We start from the raw sequence: 24,532 nt of genomic DNA, 5'->3' as shown, positions 1-24,532 counted from the left end.
GCGCGCCGCTGATCTGGGTCATCGGCGACGGCGCCGACCGGGGCACCAGGTTGGCCGAAATGTACTGCGCCACTGCCTTCGGCGTGGGGTAGTCGAAGACGAGTGTGGACGGCAGGCGCAACCCGGTGACCTGCGCGAGCCGGTTGCGCAGTTCGACGGCGGCGAGCGAGTCCAGTCCGAGTCCGGTGAATGTTGTTGCCGGATCCACCCGGTTCGTACCGGCGACGATCGCAACATGTTCACCGACTACCGCCAGCACGGCCGCCGCACGCGCATCGTCGGCCAAGCCCGCCACACGCGCTGTGAGTCCCGAACCGAGTTGCGGCGCTCGGGCTGTGAAGCTTCGGAGCATCTCGTGGCTCGATCCGGCCCGCAGCGCGGCCGGATTGATACGTGCTGCCACCAGTGCTGGTTGCTGCGCCGTCAGTGCGGTGTCGAATAGTGCGAGGGCAGCGTCGGTGTCCAATGGGGTAATACCGAAACGCTGCCAACGCGCCAGATCCGCCGGAGACAGACGAGCAGCCATACCCGCATCGCCCCATGGTCCCCACGCCAACGACAACGCGGGCAATCCCGCCGCATGCCGCTCCCACGCCAACGCATCCAACTCCGCATTCGCCGCCGCATAATTGGCCTGCCCCGGCGTGCCGAGAGTCCCCGCGACCGAGGAAAACAACACGAACACCGACAAATTCAACCCACGGGTCAGCTCGTCGAGAACCCTCGCACCATCAACCTTCGGTGCCCACACCCGCTCGAACCGCTCAACCGTCAACGATGCGACAGTCGCGTCATCGAGCACACCAGCAGCATGGATCACCGCCGTCACCGGCGGCTCTATACCAGCCAAAACCGCCGCCACCGCATCCCGATCAGTCACATCACAGGCCACCACACGACCAACACCAACACCGTCGACATCGACATCGCTACCACCACTACGACTCAGCAACACCAAATGCCGCACCCCATGTGAGCGCACCAGATGCCGCGCCAACACCGCACCCACACCACCGGTACCACCGGTAACCAACACCGTGCCCCCACCCCAACCCGGCATCTCACGCGAGGGAACCGGCACCCGTGCCAGCCGCGGCACGGACGCACCACCATTACGCCACTGCACCTGTGAATACCCGGACGCAACAATCGCATCCCAATCCGTACCCTCCGGATCGTCGGTATCCACCAAAACAATCCGACCCGGAAACTCCGCCTGCACCGACCGCACCAAACCCCACACACCCCCGACACCGTCCCGCGTCCACACCACCAGAGACGCATCCGAGTCTCCCGCAACGAACTCCCGCACCTCACCCAACACCGCAATAACACCTGTACCGCCATCCAGCCGCCGCACCGGCGACGAGACCACCCCGGGCGGCAGATCCACACCGACCCAACCCAACTCGAACAGCGCGTCGTTGCGGGTGATACGGCGGCCGGTGAGCTGTGACGCGTCGACGGGGCGATAGACGAGTTTGTCGATCGACAGCACCGGAGCACCGAATTCGTCGACCGCAGTGATGGTCCATGCGGACTCGCCGGCCGCGGCGGCCCGTACCCGCAGCGCGGTCACTGCGCTGCGATAGCGGCGGACCCCGCTCCAGCTGAACAACATTCGGCCGCTGCCGGTGCCGTCGATCGAGACCATCGCACCGCCGTGCAGTACGGCGTCGAAGAGGCCCGGATGCAGTCCGTATGCGGTGGCGTCGCTCTGCGTCCCGGGGTCAAGGGCGACCTCGACGTACAGGTCGCCATCCCGGAGCCATGCCGCTTGCACACATCGGAAAGTGGTGCCGTAGTCGAACCCGACTTGGGCTAATCGAACATAGATCTCGTCTACGCCGATCGGTTGCGCGCCAGGCGGCGGCCAGGTGGTGAGGGCGCCGAACGCGGCCAGATCGGAATCGCGGGCGGGAGTGATCGAACCAGCGGCGTGGCGCGTCCAGTCGGCATCGCCGGCCTCGGGCCGAGAGAACACCCCGATCGGGCGTGCACCGGCTTCCGCTGCGGCACCGACGGTAACCTGGATTTGCACCGCCTCACCAGCTTCGAAGGTCAGCGGCACCTCGAGCGTGAGCTCGTCCAGGTATTCGCACTCGACCTGTTCGCCAGCGCGCAGCACCATTTCCACGAACGCTGTTCCTGGCACGACTACCGTGTCGAGCAATACGTGATCGGCAATCCACGGATGGGTTTGTACAGACATCCGTCCGCCGAATATCTGCTCGTCCGTTCCCGCCACCACCAGCGCGCTGGTGAGGATCGGGTGATTGAGCGGATTGGCGGCTGTGGCGGGTTGTGGGTCGAGCCAATAGCGTTGATGCTCGAACGGATAGCCGGGCAGATCGACCCGTTTCGCACCCTGACCGGCGAAGAACCGTGACCAATCGACATCGACACCTGCACAATGCAGTTGGGCAACAGCACGCACAAGAGTCTCGACCTGACCACGCCCACGACGCTGAACCGCGACCACTGCCTCCGCATCGATCAACCCCGCCAACACCGCATCCGGCCCCACCTCGAGGAACCGAGTACCACCCGCCTGCCGGAGCACGGCGATGCCATCGGAAAACCGGACCGGTTCACGCACCTGGCGCACCCAATACCCCGGATCCACCAACAACTCCGACTCCAGCCGACCAGTCACATTCGACGCAATCGGAATCCGAGGCCGCTGCCACGCGAGTTCCCCGCACACCGTGGCGAATTCATCGAGCATGGGGTCCATCAACACCGAGTGGAAGGCGTGACTGACCCTCAGACGGCGGCTGCGCCGGTCCGCCCAGCGCGCCTCGAGTTCAGCAATACCCGCCTCCGGACCCGACACCACCACCGACCCAGCAGCATTGACCGCCGCGACCGAAACACCATCCGGCAAATCACCGAGCACACCGACCACACCGCCGACTTTGCCGACCAGAGCGCTCTCACCGACCACAGCGCTCTCATCGACCTTCCCTACCTCACCGACCTCACCGGCATTACCGAGCTCACCGGCCCCACCGATCGCCTCGGCCTCGCCGATCTGGACGGCCAGCATCGCCCCACCAGCCGGGAGCGCCGCCATCAAACGCCCACGAGCAGACACCAAACGCACCGCATCCTCGAGCGACAACACCCCAGCCACGTGGGCAGCGGTGATCTCACCAACCGAATGCCCGACCACCAAATCCGGCCTCACACCCCACGACTCGAGCAGACGAACCAGTGCGACCTCGACCGCGAACACACCCAACTGCGTATTATCCGTCCGATCCAAATCAGTGCCGGACGCGAAAAGCCATGCCGGATCGCAAATCTCACGCACAGCCTCCGCGAACACGGGGAATGCCTCGAACAGTTCGCGACCCATTCCCGTGTACTGCGCACCCTGCCCCGAGAACACGAACACTGTCTTCCCATCCACCACCCACCGTGCGACAACGTCATCGACACCGTCGGAGTCAGAGTTGGAAACCAAGACCGCTGCGCGCCAATTCAAGTGCGCCCGCGCGGTCGCCAGCTCGAACCCCACATCGACAGCCGACGCCCCCACCGCGCGCACCCGATCCAACAACGTGCGCCCCGCCGCCTCGGACTTACCCGATACCAACCACGGCACCACCGGCAACGGATTCCCCCCGACATCAGGTGAATCCGGCGCCTCCTCCACGATCAGATGCGCATTCGTCCCACTGATCCCGAACGACGACACCCCAGCCCGCCGCCGCCCGCTCCGCCTCCACGGGCGCGATTCCATCAGTAGTTCGACTCGGCCTGAAGTCCAATCGACATGCGGGCTCGGCGCATCCACATGCAACGTCGCAGGCATCACCCCACGCCGCATCGATTCCACCATCTTGATCACACCGGCTACACCCGCAGCGCCGACCGTATGGCCGATATTGGACTTGATCGAACCCAACCACACCGGCTCACTCCGACCCTGCCCATACGTCGCCAACAACGCCTGCGCCTCGATCGGATCACCCAACCGCGTACCGGTGCCATGCCCCTCCACCACATCGACATCGGCCGCGGTCAAACCGGCGTTCGCCAATGCCGCCCGAATCACCCGCTCCTGCGACGGACCATTCGGCGCCGTCAAACCATTCGACGCACCATCCTGATTCACCGCACTCCCACGAACCACACCGAGAATCCGATGACCCCGCGAACGAGCATCCGAAAGACGCTCCAACACAACCAAACCCGCCCCCTCGGCAAACCCCACACCGTCGGCCGTCGCGCTGAACGACTTGCTTCGACCATCCGGTGACAATCCCCGCTGCCGCGCGAAATCCACGAATAGATACGGCGACCCCCATACCGACACGCCACCGGCCAGTGCCATGGAGCAGTCGCCGACGCGCAGAGCTTGGCAGGCGAGGTGTAGGGCCACGAGCGACGACGAGCACGCCGTATCCACCGTCACCGCGGGACCTTCGAAGCCGAAGATGTAGGCGAGCCGGCCGGACAGGACGCTCTGGGTGGTACCGGTGAGCCGGAAGCCCTCGAAGTCGCCGGATATGCGTGCGTGGTAGTCAGAGATGCTTGATCCGGCGAAAACTCCGACGTCCGTGCCGCGCAGAGCTTTCGGGTCGAGTCCGGCGTCCTGCATCGCATCCCAGGCGACTTCGAGCAGCACCCGCTGCTGCGGATCCATCGCCGCCGCCTCACCCGGACCGATCCCGAAGAAACCCGCATCGAATCCGGGGGCATCGTCGAGGAACGCGCTCTCACGAATGTAGACGGTGCCCGGCACGTCCGGGTCCGGGTCGTAGAGTCGTTCGAGGTCCCAGCCTCGGTCGGTCGGGAATCCGGACACCGCGTCGACGCCCCGGAATACGATGTCCCACAAGTCGTCCCGCGACCCTACAGCGCCCGGGAAGCGGCATCCCATGCCGACAATCGCGAGCGGCTCATCGGCGCGGATCTCTTTCGGTCGTTCGACGGGTGCGGTGCGGGCCGTGCCCTTTCGCACATTCCCGAGTACGTACCGGGCCAGCGCCGTCGGCGTCGGGTAGTCGAAGACGACGGTCGAGGGCAGCCGCACGCCGGTCTCCTCGGCGAGCCGGTTGCGCAGTTCGACCGCGCCGAGGGAGTCGAGCCCGAGTTCGGCGAAGCTGCTCGATGGGTCGATTCTGGCGCTCTTGTTGGTGACCACACCGACGTGCCCACAGACCAGATCGACGATCGCGGCTTCGCGTTCGGCCTCGTCGAGCCCGGTCAGCCGCGCACGCGTGCCGGAGCCACGCTCAGTGCGCGGGACCAAGCCGCTGAACACCTCGTGCTGTGCACGGTGCGGGTCGATTTGCGCGGCGATCAGCGCTGGTCTGTCCGTCGCCAGTGCGGTGTCGAATAGTGCGAGGGCAGCGTCGGTGTCCAATGGGGTAATACCGAAACGCTGCCAACGCGCCAGATCCGCCGGAGACAGACGAGCAGCCATACCCGCATCGCCCCATGGTCCCCACGCCAACGACAACGCGGGCAATCCCGCCGCATGCCGCTCCCACGCCAACGCATCCAACTCCGCATTCGCCGCCGCATAATTGGCCTGCCCCGGCGTGCCGAGAGTCCCCGCGACCGAGGAAAACAACACGAACACCGACAAATTCAACCCACGGGTCAGCTCGTCGAGAACCCTCGCACCATCAACCTTCGGTGCCCACACCCGCTCGAACCGCTCAACCGTCAACGATGCGACAGTCGCGTCATCGAGCACACCAGCAGCATGGATCACCGCCGTCACCGGCGGCTCTATACCAGCCAAAACCGCCGCCACCGCATCCCGATCAGTCACATCACAGGCCACCACACGACCAACACCAACACCGTCGACATCGACATCGCTACCACCACTACGACTCAGCAACACCAAATGCCGCACCCCATGTGAGCGCACCAGATGCCGCGCCAACACCGCACCCACACCACCGGTACCACCGGTAACCAACACCGTGCCCCCACCCCAACCCGGCATCTCACGCGAGGGAACCGGCACCCGTGCCAGCCGCGGCACGGACGCACCACCATTACGCCACTGCACCTGTGAATACCCGGACGCAACAATCGCATCCCAATCCGTACCCTCCGGATCGTCGGTATCCACCAAAACAATCCGACCCGGAAACTCCGCCTGCACCGACCGCACCAAACCCCACACACCCCCGATACGGTTTCGGGTCCACACCAGCAAAGGCGACTCCGACTCCCCCGCGACAAACTCCCGGACCTCGTCCAACACCGCACCAACACCCGCACTACCATCCAACCGCCGCACCACAGCCGAGCTCGACCGAGTCGGCAACTCCACACCGACCCAACCCAACTCGAACAATGGAGTACGTGCGCGGGAATCGACATCGAAGGTGCGGAAGACGATTTCGTCGATCGACAGCACCGGCCGACCCGAATCATCGACCGCGGCGATCGAGAAGCTTTCCGAGCCCGTCGGCGTCGAGCGAACTCGCAGCCGGGTCGCCCCGGTGGCGTAATAGCGGACGCCTGACCAGCTGAATAGCAGTCGGCCCTTGCCCGGCGGCAGATCCTCGGCGAGTGCGTACTGTGCGAATCCCGCGTGCAACGCGAGGTCGAAAAGGGCTGGGTGGATACCGTAACCGCTGGCATCACCGTGGAATTCGTCGGCGAGCGCCACTTCAGAGAAGATCTCGCCATCACGGCGCCAGGCCTTCTCGATACCGAGGAACGCCGGTCCGTAATCGAGGCCCGAGGCGTCGCTGATCCGTTGGACGATCCATTCCGGCGCGACGGTCTCGGAGTCGGCGGGGGGCCAGTGGGGTTCGCTGATAAGGCGCTGGAGTAGGTGATCATTGTCCGGGGCCGGGGTGGCTCCGGAGTAGGTTCCGCTGGCCGAGCGTATCCATTCGTCGTGGTCGGTGAGCCTGAACGCGACGGTGAACGAGCGTCGACCGGTCTCGTCGGGTGCGTCGGCCAACAGTTGCAGTTCGATAGCGCCGGTGTCGGGCGGCAGAATGGGCGCCTCGTGAGTCAGCTCTTCGATTACGCCGCAGCCGATCTCGCTGGCGGCACGGGTGAGGAGTTCGACCGTCGCGGTCCCGGGCAGCACCGGGGTGCCCAAGGAGATGTGGTCGCCGACCCATCGGTGCGTCGACAGTGCGAAACGGCCGGTGAACAGCCATTCGTCTGCTCGTGCAAGCGAAACGGCGGCCGTGAGGATCGGGTGGTCGAACGCGCTGTCGGCGTGTTGTGGGGCCAACCAGTAGCGTTGATGCTCGAACGGATAGCCGGGCAGATCGACCCGTTTCGCACCCTGACCGGCGAAGAACCGTGACCAATCGACATCGACACCTGCACAATGCAGTTGGGCAACAGCACGCACAAGAGTCTCGACCTGACCACGCCCACGACGCTGAACCGCGACCACTGCCTCCGCATCGATCAACCCCGCCAACACCGCATCCGGCCCCACCTCGAGGAACCGAGTACCACCCGCCTGCCGGAGCACGGCGATGCCATCGGAAAACCGGACCGGTTCACGCACCTGGCGCACCCAATAGCCCGGATCCGCCATAAGGTCCGACTCGAGCCGACCAGTCACATTCGACGCGATCGGAATCCGGGGCGGCTGCCATACGAGTTCCGCACATACCGCGGCGAATTCATCGAGCATGGGTTCCATCAACACCGAGTGGAAGGCGTGACTGACCGTCAGACGGCGGGTGCGCCGGTCCGCCCAGCGTGCCTCGAGTTCGGTGATGCCCGCCTCCGGACCTGAGACCACCACCGCCCCTGGTGCGTTGATCGCCGCAACCGAAACACCATCCGGCAAGTCACCGACCACGCCAACCTCACCGATCCCTCGTATCTCACCGACCCTCCCAACCTCACCGGCCTTCTCTATCTCACCGGCGTCACCGGCCCTCCCAACCTCACCGACCTCACCGGCGTTACCTGCCCTCCGGACCTCACCGACCTGACCGGCCTTACCGACCTCACCGGCCACACCGATCGCGTCGACTTCGCCGATCGCGCCGACCTCACCGATCTGGACGGCCAGCATCGCCCCACCAGCCGGGAGCGCCGCCATCAAACGCCCACGAGCAGACACCAAACGCACCGCATCCTCGAGCGACAACACCCCAGCCACGTGGGCAGCGGTGATCTCACCAACCGAATGCCCGACCACCAAATCCGGCCTCACACCCCACGACTCGAGCAGACGAACCAGTGCGACCTCGACCGCGAACACACCCAACTGCGTATTATCCGTCCGATCCAAATCAGTGCCGGACGCGAAAAGCCATGCCGGATCGCAAATCTCACGCACAGCCTCCGCGAACACCAGGAATGTGTCGAACAGCTCGCGACCCATCCCCGCGTACTGCGCACCCTGGCCGGGGAAAACGAACACCGTCTTACCCGGGACCACCTGTCGCGCGACCACGTGATCGCTATCGACATCGGAGTCCGAAACCAATATCGCTGCGCGCCAATCCAGATGCGCCCGCGCAGTCGCCAGCTCGAACCCAACGTCGACAGTCGACGCTTCCACTGCGCGTACCCGCTCCAACATCGTCCGGACCGCCGCCTCGGATTTACCGGACACCACCCACGGCACCACCGGCAACGGATACACCGCCACTTCAGGCGTATGCGACGCCGGTGCTTCCTCCACGATCAGATGCGCATTCGTCCCACTGATCCCAAACGACGACACCCCAGCACGCCGCGGCCGACCCACCGACTCCCACAACCGAGCCTCCGTCAACAACCGCACACCACCGGAATCCCAATCCACATGCGGCGACGGCGCATCCACATGAAGACTGCGCGGCATCACCCCACGCCGCATCGCCTCCACCACCTTGATCACCCCAGCCACACCCGCAGCCGCCTGCGTATGACCCAAATTCGACTTGACCGACCCCAACCACACCGGCTCGTCTCGGCCCTGCCCATACGTCGCCAACAACGCCTGCGCCTCAATCGGATCACCCAACCGCGTACCAGTCCCATGCCCCTCCACCACATCCACATCAGCCACAGACAAACCCGCACTAGCCAATGCCGCCCGAATCACCCGCTCCTGCGACGGACCATTCGGCGCCGTCAAACCATTCGACGCACCATCCTGATTCACCGCACTCCCACGAACCACACCAAGAATCCGATGACCCCGCGAACGAGCATCCGAAAGACGCTCCAACACAAGAAGGCTCGCACCTTCCGACCAACCGACACCGTCGGCGGCCGCACTGAACGATTTGCACCGGCCGTCCGGTGCCAGACCGCGCTGCCGCGCGAACTCGACGAACAGGAACGGCGATGCGAGAACCGACACTCCGCCCGCCAAGGCGACCGAGCATTCCCCCGCACGAACGGCAGCGCACGCCAGATGCAATGCCACCAGTGACGACGAACACGCCGTATCCACCGTGACCGCGGGACCTTCGAACCCGAAGACATAGGCCGCTCGACCGGAGATCACACTCTGATGGCGGCCGGTGAGTCGGAGCCCTTCCGCGGCGGCCGAGTTCCCCTGGTAGTCCGAATCGCTTGCGCCGACGAACACACCGACCTCGGTGCCACGCAAGGCATTCGGGTCGAGTCCGGCGTCCTGCATCGCATCCCAGGCAACTTCGAGCAGCACCCGCTGCTGCGGATCCATCGCCGCCGCCTCACCCGGACCGATCCCGAAGAAACCCGCATCGAATCCAGCGACATCATCCAGGAATCCGCCACCGGACGAGTACACCGTTCCGGGCTTGTCCGTATCGGGGTCCAATAACCGATCGAGCTCCCACCCGCGATCGGTCGGCCATCCCGACACCGCGTCGACGCCACCGGCGACCATGTTCCACAGCGCCTCCCGCGAGGACACTCCGCCCGGGAATCGACAGCCGACACCGACGATCGCGACGGGCTCGTCGGAGCGGGTGGTGACAGGTGCGTCGGTCGTGCGCGGCGCGACGCCGGTGATGCGATCCTGCACGAATGCGGTGACCGCGGTTGGCGTTGGGTGGTCATAGATCAAAGTGGCTGGGAGTGCCATCTGAGTTACCCGGACAAGTCTGCTGTGGAGTTCGATCGCGCCCGCCGAGTCGAGCCCGAGATCCTTGAATGAGCGGCGGGGATCGAGATCGCCGCCCGAGGGGTAGCCGAGGACGGCGGCGGTCTGTTCGGCGACGATGGCACCGATGTCGGGATCGCGCTCGGTGCGCTCCCGGATCGGTGTGTCCGGCACGGGAGTCGCGAAGTCGGTGAAGGCCGTATCACCGGTCGGAGTGTCGAGCCAGTGGCGGCGGCGCTGGAATGCGTAGGTCGGGAGGTCGGTGCGGTGCGCACGATATGGACGCCACCACGTCTGCCAGTCCACCGGCAGCCCGTTGGTATGCGCGGCGGCGAGGGCGGCGGTCAGCCGGCCGGTGCCGCCGTCTCCGCGCCGCAGCGTGTCGATGATCGCCACGGGCGTGTCCGCGGCGAGCTGCCGCATCGCCATGACGAGTCCCGGATTCGGGGATACCTCGATAAGCGTTCCAGCACCCGAATTGAGCACGGCGGCAATCGCTTCGGCGAAGCGAACCGGCTCGCGCAGGCCCCGATACCAGTAGTCGCCGTCCAGCATCGTGGTGTCGATCACCGCGCCGGTGATCGTCGAAACCATCGCCACACGACCAGACTGCGGCGTGATGCCCGCGAGGTCCGTGTGGATCCGCTCGCGCAGTGCCGCCACCTGGGGTGAATGTGACGCATAGTCCACCGGTATCCGGCGTGCCCAGATACCATCGCGCTCGCATTCGTCGATGAGAGTCCGGACCCGTTCCGCGTCACCCGATACCACGACCGACCCGGGCGCATTTACCGCCGCGACAACGACGTCATCCGGCAGTAGTCGCCGGATCTCGTTCTCGCCCAATGCGATCGCGGCCATCGCACCGCGGCCCGCCAATTGCTGCGCGATGGCTCGGGACCGGAGCACGATGACGCGCGCGGCATCGGCGACGGTCAGCCCACCGGCAACCGTTGCCGCGGCGATCTCACCCTGCGAATGCCCGACCACGATGTCCGGCGTGACGCCGAACTCATGCCAAGTGGCCGCCAGCGACACCATGACCGCCCACAACGCGGGCTGCACCACGTCGACACGAGCCAGCAGCGCCTCGTCGCCGAGTGCCGCGCGCAACGACCAGTCCACACCTTCCACGGCCGCCAGCGCTGCGGCGCATTCGTCCATCGCGGCACCGAATCCGCCGACCGTGTCCCATAATTCGAGCCCCATCCCGACCCATTGGGCACCCTGCCCCGGGAATATGAAGACCGTCGGTCCCGGCACAGCCCGCCCGTAGACCGGGCCGGGCATACCGGCGGCCACCGCATCCAGTCCACTCAGGAGCGCGGCGCGATCGGCCGCGAGTACGGCGGCCCGCTCGGGTAGCGCGGTCCGTGTGGTCACCAGGGAGTATCCGATATCGGCGAGATCTACCGCGGGATTCGCTTCCAGCCAGGCCCGTAGCCGGCGCGCTTGTCCGGCCAAACCTGCGGCTCCGACCGCAGACAGCACGAACGGCATTGTGCCGCCTGAGATTTCGCCGCTCGACTGGGCGGCCGATGGGGGTGCCTCCGCCAGGATCAGGTGGACATTCGAACCACCCATGCCGAACGACGACACACCCGCGCGGCGCATGCGCGGGCCGCGCGGCCACGGTTCGGCCGCATCGACCACGCGGATACCGAGCTCCGCCAACGGGATCCGTGGGTTCGGCGTAGCGAAGTTGAGACTCGGTGCGAGCGTGCCACGATCGAGACACAGTGCGGCTTTCACCAGGCCCGCGATGCCCGCGGCACCCTCGAGATGGCCGATATTGGTTTTGATCGACCCCACCCGCAAGGCATCGGCGCGGTGTTTGCCGTAACCGGCGCCGAGGGCGGCGGCCTCGATCGGATCGCCGACCGGTGTGCCGGTCCCGTGCAGTTCGACGTAGTCGATGTCGGCGGGATCGAGTGCGGACCGTGTGAGTGCCCGCCGGATGACATCGGCTTGGGCGTCGCTGCTCGGTGCGGTCAGCCCGTGTTCTCCGGTGCCGGTGTTGATCGCACTGCCCTCGACGACCGCGTAGATCCGCCGGCCGTTGGCGAGTGCGTCGGACAGACGCTCGAGGACGACGATCGCGCCGCCCTCGCCACGCACGTGACCGTTGGCGCGGGCGTCGAAGGCGTAGCAGCGGCCATCGGGCGACAGCGCGCCGAATTCGGCCGCCATCGCGTTGCCGAACGGCGAGAGTATGAGATTGACGCCGCCGGCGAGTGCGAGCTGCGATTCACCATTGCCCAGGCTTTCACAGGCCAGATGCACGGCGGTGAGTGATGAAGACTGCCCGGTGTCGACGGCGAGACTGGGCGCGCTGAAGCCGAGGGCCCGGGAGATCCGGTTCGCGATGATCGAACGGCCCAGCCCCGCGAACGTATGCCGGGTGACGGCCTCGGGTCCGCGCCGAGCGACGAGGTCGGCGTAGTCGCCGCCCATCACGCCGATGAAGACGGCGGTGCCGGCGGGCGCGGTGTCCGGTGCGATCCGGGCGTCTTCCAGTGCCTCCCAACCCAATTCGAGGGCCAGGCGCTGCTGCGGGTCGATCGCGTCCGCTTCCTTCGGTGAGATGCCGAAGAACGCGTGATCGAACTGGTCCGCACCGTCGACGAAGCCGCCGCGGGCAATGCCCGCGGGGCGGTCCGCGGGGACCTCGGCGATCGTCTCGCGGCCGTCGCGCAATACCGACCACAGCTCGTCCGGGCCGTATGCGCCGGGAAACCGACAGGCAATACCGACGATGGCAATGCCGGTGCGGGACTCGACCATCGAGTTCGACCTCCGTTCCAATCTCTAACCGAGGTCGAGCGCGTGCCGGACCACTGCCTCAGACAACTTCGTTCACGCCGGATTCGGTGGCGTTGATACGGACGGCCATATTCCCGCTCGGATGCGCGTTCTCGTGCAGCAACTGGTGGAAGCGCCCGACATCCTCGATGTCGCCGCACGCCGACAGGCACGGCTGCAGCAGCCCGGCGTCGATCAAGTTGATGACCTCGCGGTACTCACGAAAGTTCGCCGCATGCGAACCCTGGAGCCGTTTCGACCGCATCCACAGGTGACGCAGGTCCACGTCTCCGTTGTATCCGGTCGAACCGCCGCAGATGACAACCATGCCGCCGTTGTCGCACACGTACATCGAGGTGGGCAGCGTGTCCTGTCCGCTGTGTTCGAGCACGACGCTCGGCAGCTGCCTTGTCCCGAGAATGTCCCAGATCGCTTTGCCGAATTTCCTTGCGCCGCGCAGGAAGTGGTCCATCGCGGCGGCATCGGTGGTATCCGGGAGTCGGCCCCAGTGGTCGTATTCCGTCCGGTCGATGACGCCTGCCGCACCGAGCTCGAGGCAGAATTTCGCGCGTTCGTCCGACGATGCGACGGCGATCGGGATGGCGCCGACGATCCGAGACATCTGGATCGCCATCGAGCCGAGTCCGCCGGCGCCACCCCAGATCAAGACGACGTCGCCGGGGCGCACGGCATTGCCCGGCCATCCGAACAGCTGCCGGTAGGCCGTCGGCCCGGTGACCATGAAACACGCGGCTTCGGCCCAGGTGAGCCGTTTCGGTTTGGGGTGACACTGGAAATCCGAGACGAGGCAGAACTGGGCGAACGCCCCGTGGTTGGTCTCATATCCCCAGGCGCGCATGCTCTTCGACACCGGATGGTCGGTGCCGGTGCGCACATCCTCGGCGAGTTCGTCCCACTGCGCGCCGGCGAGCACGACGTGGTCACCCACCGTGACGTTCGTGACGCCCGCACCGACCGCCCAGACGATGCCCGAGCCCTCGGATCCGCCGACGTGGTAGTCCTCAGTGTGTCCGAGCTTCTGCCGCATCGAGATGACGTCGACCGGATAACCGAGCGAGGCCCAAACATTGTTGTAGTTGATGCCCGCGGCCATTACCCAGATCAGGACTTGGCGGGGGCCGACAGCGGGTGTCTCGACGACCTCGGTAGCGAAGGCCTGCTCGGGCTCGCCGTACCGTTCCCGCCGAATCACCGACGCGTACATGTACTTCGGCACTTCCCCAGCCGGAGGTACTTCACCGATCTCGTACAGATCCTTCATTCACACTCCATTCGGTTGGCGGACAAGGTAATCCACGTCAGGCGATCTGCGCCGCGAGGTGACCGGCGAGTTCTTCCGGCGTCGGGTGCTCCAGGATCATGCGGATCGGCATTTCCAGCCCCGTTGCCGCGACGATTCGCTTGCGAATCTGCAGCCCCGAGATCGAGTCCATACCGAGTTCGAGGAACGGGGTGGTCGCCTCGATCTCGTCGGCGGATTCGTAGCGCAGCACCGTCGCGATCTCGTTGCGGATCAGCTCGACGAGCAGCCGTTGCTGCTCCTCCCTCGACAGCCCGGACAGTTCCGAGAGCATCGGGCTCTGGTCCGGCACGGTCTGTTCGCGGTGGGAGCGCAAGCGGCGGAATTCGGGCAGGTCCGCGAAGATCGCGCCGGCCCGGGTATGTGCGAATACGGATTCGGGCTGTTCCCAGTCGATCTCGGCGACCAATGCTTCGGCTGCGCCGGATTCGACGGCGTGTCGGATGGCGGTGACCGCGGTGTCGGGATCCATCGGTTTGGTGCCGATCACGTTGCCCGGCCGTGCGTCCCAGCCGATCGCCGTCGCGGCGAGCCCGCGCGAGCGGCGCCGGTGCGCCACCGCCGCCCCGTAGGCGCTGGTGACCGCGGCAGCGGCACCACCCGATTCCCCCCATGCACCTGCGGCGGGCCCGAGTAGTACGAAGGCGTCGAGATCGCGATCACCGAGAAGTTCGTCCAAGTCCGCGATCGCGGAGGTATCGCCGGGCTCGGTATCATCGAGTGCCGCAACCGAATTCGGATTCCCGATGTGAACAACGGCAGTGAGTTCGCCGCCGATGTCTTCGATCACCCGGCGCAGGTCGGCTCCTGATGCGAGCAGGACACGCTGTGCGCCCGCATCGGTGAGCCGGCGCGCGACGTGCTCGGCGAGTTCGCCGACCGCGCCCGTCACGAGGACGGTTCCAGCCGGATGCCAGGGGCGCGGCCGTTCGACAGCGGAGGTCCGGATGCGATGCACCCGCCGGGCGAACACACCATCGGAGCGCACCGCGACCTGGTCGTCGTCGCCGTGACTGACGATGGTGCACAGCGATCCCAGTACATCGGCATCGAGCGACTCCGGCAGGTCGACCGATCCGCCCCAGCGCTGTGCGAATTCGATCGCGGCGACCCGGCCCATACCCCACAGCCGGGCTTGCTGCGGATCGGTCGCCACATCGTCCGGTCCGATCGCGACGGCTGCGGTGGTCACACACCAGAGCGGTCTATCGAATCCGAGCTCGTCGAGGCCACGCAGGAGCCGGACCGTCGCTGGCACGCGGCCGAGCAGCGACAGCATTCCGGCGGGCCGTTCGGCCGTCAGCGAATCACGCAGGCACGCGGTGATATCCGGTCCGGTTGTGTCGACGGGCAGCTCGATCGGCCGGGCGTCACCCAGGTGCTCGCGTACTGCCGCGACGACAGCGGCCACCCGATCGTTGTCGGCGCCCGCCGGCACGGCTACATACCAGGTGCCGCGCTTCGGTACGAGTGGACGCCGGGTAAGTCGCTCGAATGTGATTCGGTAGCAACACTTGTCGGCACTGGAGTCACGGTTCGCGCGCTGCCACCAGGATGCCAGTTGCGGCAACACCCGCGCGAGCGCATCGGTGTCCGCGCTGCCGAGCAGCGCGGCCAACTCGTTCGCATCGCCACGCTCGACGAGGTTCCAGAACTTGCTGTCGGTCGCCCCGGTGCGCCGGCGCTCGGCGCCGAATTCGTCGGGCAGCCAGTACCGCTGGCGCTGGAACGGGTAGGTGGGCAGATCCGGGCGGTAGTGCGCGCCGCCGGATGTGAACGCGGCGCGCCAGTCGACGGCCACGCCTTCCACATACAGTTCGGCGGCCGAGGTGTAGAACCGTGTCAGGCCGTCCTGCCCGCGCTGTAGTGTCCCGCCGGTCAGCACCTGGACCGACATATCGCTGGCAACCTGATCGACGGCGGGCAGCAGTACCGGGTGCGGACCCGGTTCGACGAATGTGCGCCACCCGGCACGAATCGCCGAACGCATCGCCGAATCGAAGCGAACGGTGCTGCGCATATTGCGGAACCAGTACTGCGCGTCGAGGGCCGAGGTGTCGAGCTCGTCGCCGACGACCGTCGAGTAGAACGGCACTTCGGCCGAGCGCGGGGTCATCCCGGCGAACTGCTCCAGCACCTCGTCGCGGAACTTGTCGACAGCCGCGGAATGCCCGGCACCCGTCGCACCACGCACGTAGCGGACCCGGGATCCGAGTGCGGTGAGTTCCTCGGCAAGTTCCGCGAGTGCTGTCGGCACCCCCGAAAGCGTCACGGACTCGGGCGAATTGACCACAGCGACAGCGACGTCGTCGCCGAAGCGGGCGATCCGCTCCTCGAGCTCGGCACCGGTCGAGCCGACGACGGCCATCATCGTGCCGTTGGTCAACGTGGCAAGCAATTTGCTGCGGATCGCCACGATCTTCGCGGCGTCCTCGAGCGATAACGCCCCGGCGACATACGCGGCCGCGACTTCGCCCTGTGAGTGTCCGACGACCGCCGCGGGCACCACGCCGAACGACTTCCACAACTCGGTGAGCGCTACCATGATCGCGAACAGCGCGGGCTGGACGACGTCGACCGTTTCCAGCGCCGGAGCACCCGGATCCTCGCGCAGCACGGCGCTGACCGACCAGCCCGTCCATGGTTGCAGTGCCACTTCGCATTCGGCGATCGACCTGGCGAATACCTCGGAGCTCGCCAGCAATTCACGACCCATACCGATCCACTGGCCCCCGTGCCCGGGATAGATGAATACGGCCGGACCGCGATTCCGGGAAACCCCCAGCGCCACCCGGGGATCCGGTGCCCTGGTCCGGATCGCGTCGAGGCCTGCCGTCAGATCCTCCGTCGCGCTGCCGATGATCACCGCGCGGTTCTTGAACGACGCCCGCGAGGCGAGCGAGTATCCGACGTCTACCGGGTCGGCCTTCGTCGTCGATATCCAGTCCTGCAGCCGGACCGCCTGCGTCTCGAGTGCGGTCGCGGTCCTGGCCGACACCACCCACGCAACGACACCGTCCTTGCCGCGCGTCGGCTCCGGCATATCCGCTGGCGGCGGCGAGGAGACGATGACGTGGGCGTTCGTGCCGCTCACACCGAAGGACGACACCGCACCGACGCGCGGCCGATCCTCCTGCCACGCGATCGGTTCCGTCAGCAGCCGCATCGCGCCCGACGACCAGTCGATCTGCGACGACGGCTCTTGCGCGTGCAGGGTCGGCGGCAGGACGCCGTGGTTGATCGCCATCACGAGCTTGATCAGACCCGCGATGCCCGCGGCGGGACCAGCATGGCCGATATTCGACTTGATGGAACCCAGGAACAGCGGCCGGTTCGGTTCGCGGGCCGGACCGTAGGCGGCCAGCAGTGCCCCCGCTTCGATCGGATCACCGAGGGCCGTGCCGGTGCCGTGCGCCTCGACGACGTCGACAGCGGCGGCGGACAGCTGTGCGTTGGCCAGCGCGGCGCGAATAACCTGTTGTTGGGCAACGCCGTTCGGCGCTGCCATACCGTTCGAGGCGCCGTCCTGGTTGATCGCGCTGCCGCGAATCACAGCGGCGACCGGATGGCCGTTGCGCCGAGCATCGGACAGGCGCTCGAGTAGCACGATGCCGATCCCCTCGCCCCAGCCGGTGCCGTCCGCGGCTTCGGCGAATGCCTTACATCGGCCGTCCGGCGCCGCGGCGAGCCGGGTCATGCCGAGGAGCATCGGCGTGGACATCACCATGGTCCCGCCCGCGATGGCGAGATTCGATTCCCCGCTCCGAAGCGACTGGCACGCTTGATGAATCGCCACGAGCGAGGAGGAGCACGCGGTATCAACGGTGATCGCGGGGCCTTCCATGCCGAATGCGTAGGCCAGCCGACCGGACAGCACGCTCGACATGCTGCCGGTCATCATGTGGGTCGCGTCGCTGTCGTCGGGGATGTACCGGATCGCCGCTTGGTCGTCGCCGTGGATGTGGCCGAGATCGTCGGCGGCCGCGTGCTCGCGATCCGGGCTGGTCAGGATGTCGTTGTCGGTCTGCACGATGGAGGCCAGATAGTCGAGACCGGTCGCGCCCATGAAGACACCGGTTCGCGAGCCGCGGATATCGCTCGCGCGGATGCCGGCGCGTTCGAACGCCTCCCAGGTGACCTCGAGCAGCATGCGCTGCTGCGGATCCATCAGCAGCGCCTCCCTGGGGGAGATGCCGAAGAAGTTCGAATCGAACCCCGCGATATCGGCGATGAATCCACCCGACTGCGCATAGCCCTGCTCGAGATCGCTCGACTTGGTCGAGATGACCTCGTGCATCGACTCCCAGCCGCGATCGCTCGGGTACGGGCCGATCGCGTCGACCCCGGACGAGACCAGTTCCCACATGTCGTCCGGTGTCTGCACCCCGCCCGGATACCGGCAACCCATGGCGATAACGGCGATCGGCTCACGCGATCGTTCTTCGACTTCGGCGAGACGGCGACGAGACTCCTGCAAATCCACCGTGACTTTCCTGAGGTAATGCCGCAGCCTGTCCTCGCTCGCAGTCATGATTTCCTTTCGGAGCGGTCGATCGACGGTGAATCATGCAATTCGGTTCACCACTTTTGTCATACTGCACGACCCCGACCTGCGCGTCCAGGCCGAATGCCGCCATCGGTGACGACTACGAAAAGCCGTGCAGCCTTGGTATTCCAGTCGATTTCAGCCCATAGCGTCCCGCCCTTCGTCACCGAGTCCGAGGTCGCTATCGATGAATGCGAACAGTTCGTCGTCGCTGGACGGAACGGTCGCCGTTCGCGCGCTGTCGAATCGTGCGGTCAACTGCCGTATTCGCTTGATCGCGTCGATATGCTCGCGGCTGTCGCTGTCGAATTCGGCGAGTGCGCTTTCGATTTCGTCGATCCGCGCCGCGAAATCGAACTCGGCGGTTTCCCAAATCGGCAGCGACATTTGGAAATGCCGCGCCACCGAGGTCGGTGTCGGATGGTCGAAGGCGACGGTCGCCGGGAGGGTGATACCGGTTGCCTGGGACAGGCGGTTGCGAAGTTCTACCGCGGCAAGGGAATCGAAGCCGAGATCCTGGAAGCTGAGGTCCGGATCGACCGCCTCGGGGCCGGGGTGGCCGAGCACCGCGGCAACGTGTGTGCGCACCAGTTCCGACAGCACCCGCAACCGCTCGTCGTCGGACAGACCCGCCAACCGCGCCGCCAGCGCGCTTGCCGCCTCGGCTGCCGCCGCGCCGTCCACCGCACCCGATGCGGGCGCGCGCACCAGCGTCCGCAGGATCGGCGGGACGAAACCCATGGCCGCCGCCTGCGCTCGCATGCCGGGACGGTCCAGTTGCGCCACCGCGACGGCCGCGCGGTCCGCGGTCAGTGCTGCGTCCCACTGGGCGAGCGCCTGCGCCGACGTCATCGCGACGAGCCCGCCCCGCCGCAGCCGCGCACGGTCGCTTGTCTCCAGGTCCCCGGCCATCCCACCGGCTAGATCCCAGAGTCCCCACGCCACCGATGTCGCGGCCAGTCCCTGTGCCTGCCGATGGGCGGCGAGCGCGTCCAGGAATACGTTGCCCGCCGCGTAGTTCGCCTGTCCTGGGGCGCCGATGAGGCCCGCGACCGACGAGAACACCACGAAACCGGCCAGGGGCATGTCCTGGGTCAGCTCGTGCAGATGCCAGGCGCCTGCCACCTTGGGTGCCAGCACCGCGTCCAGACGTTCCGGCGTCAGCGATGTGAGGACGCCGTCGTCGAGCACACCGGCCGCGTGCACGACAGCGGTCAGCGGATGCTGCGCGGGGACGGCGGCGAGCGCGCTCGCGACCGACGCCCGGTCAGTCACATCGCATGCCACCCACTCCACGCGCGCACCCGCCGCGGTCAATTCGGCGGTCAATTCGACCGCGCCGTCGACCGCGGCACCGCGGCGCCCGACCATTACTACGCAACGCATTTCGCGCTCGATGACCAGGTAGCGCGCCACCTCCGCACCGAGTGCGCCGCCACCGCCGGTGATCAGTACCGAGCCCATGCGATCCCAGGCAGATGCTCTCTCGCTCGGCTCGATGGGTATCAGCCGTGGCGCGAGCACTCGTCCGTCCCGGACCGCGAGTTGGGACTCCGCACCCGCGGCCGCGACCGGCCACACCCGCCCGACGTCGTCGTTGCGGTCGACGTCCACCAGCACGAACCGGCCGGGAAACTCGAGTTGCGCGCTGCGCACCATGCCCCACACCGGGGCCTCGGCGATACCCGGCACCATCTCATCGGCGCCCGTCGCGATCGCACCCTGGGTCACGATCACCAACGGCGCTCTCGGCCCGCCTGCCACCCAATCTTGAAGCAGGAGCAGCACTGTCGCCGCCAGCGCACGTGCCCGATCGGCCACCGTTGGGGCATCGGCCAGCCCAGCACACGACACCACCACCGCCGACGGTGCGCGAGCGCCCTCGGCCAACGCGGTCACCACCGCCTGCACATCGTCGAACCACCGCACGCCGACGCCGAGTTCGACCGGACCGCCGATCCCCCATACCGTGCCGGACACCCCGACGCCACCGACCACGGGTACCCAGTCGACGCCGTATATCGACTCGCGACCGCCGACAGTGGAGGCAAGCTGCTGGCGGGTCACTCCGACGATCGTGACGGCGTCGATGGTGAGGATCGGCCTGCCCGCAGCGTCGGCGACAGCCACCGCCAGCCGATCCTCCACTCGGCGCAGCCGCACCCGAAGCCGCGACGACGTGGCTTCCCCCCATACCGATACGCCTTCGAACGAGAAAGGCAACCAGACCAAGCCACCATCGGACGCTTCCGACGACTTCGCCGCCTCGGTAACCGCCCACGCGTGCAGTGCCGCATCGAGCAACGCCGGATGCACGCCGAACCCGGACAGTTCGACACCCGCACCGGACGGGATCTCGACCTCCGCGTACAGCTCATCCTCGTCTAGGCGCCAAACTCGTTGCACGCCACGGAAAGCTGGACCATACCCGTAGCCGAGCGCGGCCAGTCGCGCATACCCATCGGCCACATCCATCGGTTCGGCGCCGACCGGCGGCCACACGTCCGGCTCCCCCGGCGTCGGAGCCGGTGCCGTCGTCACCACACCCGTCGCATGTCGCACCCATCCCGCGAGCTCGCCATCGTCCGGGCGTGAGTACACCGCGACCGACCGTTGCCCCGATTCGGGACCGACAACCACCCGCACCACTACGCCCTGCTCGACCAGCAACGGCTCTTCGAGCACGATTTCCGGTACCCGCGTGCCGCCCGCCGCCCGCGCCGCCGCCGACACCAGTTCGACCAGACCGGCACCGGGCAGCAGTACCGACCCGAATACCGCGTGATCACGCAGCCACGGTTGCTCGGCAGCAGACAGGCGGCCCGTGAAAACCATCTCGCCGCTGGGCATCTCCACCGTGGCCCGTAGGATCGGATGAGGGATCCGGCCGAGGCCGAAGCTGCGTGCGTCCGCGATTGTCGCGGCGGGGGAAAGCCAATAGCGTTGCCGCTGAAACGGATACGTTGGCAGGTCCACTGTGCGGGCGCCGGTTCCGGCGTAGAAGCGTGACCAGTCGACATCGACACCAGCGCAGTGCGCTTCGGCGACCGCACGAACGAGGGTTTCGACTTGATCGCGCCCGCGACGCTGAGTCGCGATGACGCAGTCCGCATCGATCAGTCCTGCGAGGACCGCATCAGGACCGACCTCGAGGAACCGCGACCCACCGGCCGCCCGACTCGCGGCGATGCCGTCGGCGAACCGGACCGGCTCACGCACGTGGCGCACCCAATACCCTGGGTCCGCCAACAACTCCGACTCGAGCTCACCGGTCACATTCGACGCGACCGGGATCCGTGGCCGCTGAAATCTCAAATCCGCGATAATTCGACGGAATTCGTCGAGCATCGGTTCCATCAATACCGAATGGAATGCGTGACTCACGATCAGGCGGCGGGTGCGGCGATCCGACCAGCGCGCCTGTAGTTCGGCGATGCCCGCCTCCGGACCTGATACCACGACCGACCCCGGCGCGTTGATGGCGGCAATCGAAACCCCATCCGGCAAGTCGCCGACCTCGCCGAAATTTCCAACCGCGTCGATTTCGTCGTATTTCCCGACCGCATCAATCTCCACTGCCAGCATCGCCCCACCCGCCGGCAACGCCGCCATCAACCGGCCACGAGCAGTCACCAAACGCACCGCATCCTCGAGCGACAACACCCCCGCCACGTGTGCAGCGGTGATCTCACCGACCGAATGCCCGATTACCAAATCCGGCACCACACCCCACGACTCGAGCAACCTCGCCAACGCCACCTCGACCGCGAACACACCCAACTGCGTATTATCCGTACGATCCAAGTCAGTGTCGGACGCGAAAAGCCATGCCGGATCGCAAATCTCACGCACCGCATCCGCGAACACCGGGAATGTGTCGAACAACTCGCGGCCCATTCCCGTGTACTGCGCACCCTGGCCCGGAAACACGAACACCGTCTTACCGCCGACTATCCGTCGCGGTGTCACCCCACCCAGTTCGGTGCCCTCCAGTACCGCCGCCCGCCACGGCAAATGCGCCCGCGTCGTCGCCAACGAAAACCCGACATCCAACGCTGAGATCTCCCCCAACACCGACAGTCGATCCGCCTGCGCCACAACAGCCTCAGCAGAACGCCCAGAAATCAACCACGGCACCACCGCCAACCCCACCCCAGCCCACAACGGCGATCCAGCATCCGCTCGCCACGACACCAACCCCGTCCCGACCTCCAGCAACAGCGACTCCGTCCCCGATTCCAGCAGCGGCGATTCGGTCCCCGCCCGCGGCGCCCGCCGAGCCCCCGCATGCGACGCCGCGCTCCCCCCAGCTTCCGGCGAAGCCAACCCGTCTCCAACTACCGGCGACACCAACCCGGCCCCAACCTCCGGCGACACCAACCCGCCCCCAACTACCGGCGACACCAACCCGTCTCCCGCTTCCGGCGACACGACTTCCGCAGGGGCTTCCTCCACGATCAGATGCGCATTCGTCCCACTGATCCCAAACGACGACACCCCAGCACGCCGCGGCCGACCCACCGACTCCCACAACCGAGCCTCCGTCAACAACCGCACACCACCGGAATCCCAATCCACATGCGGCGACGGCGCATCCACATGAAGACTGCGCGGCATCACCCCACGCCGCATCGCCTCCACCACCTTGATCACCCCAGCCACACCCGCAGCCGCCTGCGTATGACCCAAATTCGACTTGACCGACCCCAACCACACCGGCCCACTCCGACCCTGCCCATACGTCGCCAACAACGCCTGCGCCTCAATCGGATCACCCAACCGCGTACCAGTCCCATGCCCCTCCACCACATCCACATCAGCCACACTCAGCCCCGCATTAGCCAATGCCGCCCGAACCACCCGCTCCTGCGACGGACCATTCGGCGCCGTCAAACCATTCGACGCACCATCCTGATTCACCGCACTCCCACGAACCACACCCAAAACCCGATGACCATTAGCCCGAGCATCCGACAAACGCTCCAACACCAACACACCCGCACCCTCACCCCAACCCACACCATCAGCCGACTCCGCAAACGACTTACACCGACCATCCCGCGACAAACCACGCTGACGCGAAAACTCCACGAACACAGCCGGTGTCGCCAATACGGTCACGCCGCCCGCGAGAGCCATGCCGCAGTCGCGCGCCCGCAGGGACTGACACGCTTGATGGATCGCGACCAGCGAGGAGGAGCACGCGGTGTCCACCGAGACCGCCGGACCGACCAACCCCAGCGAATACGCGACCCGCCCAGAGACGACGCTCGCCATCCCGCCCGAACTCAGATACCCCTCGAGCTCGTCGCGGTGGTCGCTGGTCGCGGCGGCGAACCCGTAGTCGTGGTACATAACACCCGCGAATACGCCGGTATCGCTGCCCCGCAACGACATCGGATCGATGCGGGCGTCCTCGAGTGCCTCCCAGGCGACCTCGAGCAGCAACCGTTGTTGCGGATCCATCGCCAGCGCCTCACGCGGCCCGATCCCGAAGAATCCGGCATCGAAGCCGCCGGGCTCGTCGAGGAATGCGCCGAAGCGGGTGTAGGACCTGCCGCGCGATTCCGGGTCCGGATCGAACAACCGCGCGTCCCAGCCGCGATCGATCGGGAACTCGCCGACGACGTCGCGGCCTTCGGCCACCAATTCCCACAGTGCGTCCCGCGACTCGACGCCGCCCGGAAAACGACACCCGATACCGACGATCGCGATCGGTTCACTCAACGTCGCGGCGAGTTCACGATTCTCGGCGCGGAGCCGTTCGGCTTCGGTGATCGACTTCCTGAGCGCTTCGACAAGCGGATCCTGTGCGTTCATC

At 66.5% G+C, this 24,532-nt stretch carries 3 protein-coding genes and 1 pseudogene; all 4 read right to left on the bottom strand.

Features of this window, described 5'->3' with window-relative positions:
- Window positions 1-70 precede the first annotated feature (70 nt).
- Window positions 71-12,793, bottom strand: a pseudogene (locus ACQP2U_RS17900) (SDR family NAD(P)-dependent oxidoreductase); the annotation flags it as partial.
- Between the two features lie 91 nt (window positions 12,794-12,884).
- Window positions 12,885-14,126 (bottom strand): crotonyl-CoA carboxylase/reductase, encoded by a 1,242-nt coding sequence (gene ccrA / locus ACQP2U_RS17895; protein ID WP_433715691.1) that lies wholly within the window; start codon window positions 14,124-14,126, stop codon window positions 12,885-12,887.
- Window positions 14,127-14,163: 37 nt separating this feature from the next.
- Window positions 14,164-18,696: a type I polyketide synthase gene (locus tag ACQP2U_RS17890; RefSeq protein ID WP_433715690.1), complete on the bottom strand. Its 4,533-nt coding sequence runs from the start codon at window positions 18,694-18,696 to the stop codon at window positions 14,164-14,166.
- Window positions 18,697-18,849: 153 nt separating this feature from the next.
- Window positions 18,850-24,531 (bottom strand): type I polyketide synthase, encoded by a 5,682-nt coding sequence (locus ACQP2U_RS17885; RefSeq protein WP_433715689.1) that lies wholly within the window; start codon window positions 24,529-24,531, stop codon window positions 18,850-18,852.
- Window position 24,532: the final 1 nt, after the last annotated feature.

It is taken from the genome of Nocardia sp. CA-084685 (genome assembly GCF_050955785.1).
Taxonomy (GTDB): domain Bacteria; phylum Actinomycetota; class Actinomycetes; order Mycobacteriales; family Mycobacteriaceae; genus Nocardia.
This window is presented reverse-complemented; position numbering and strand designations above follow the sequence as displayed.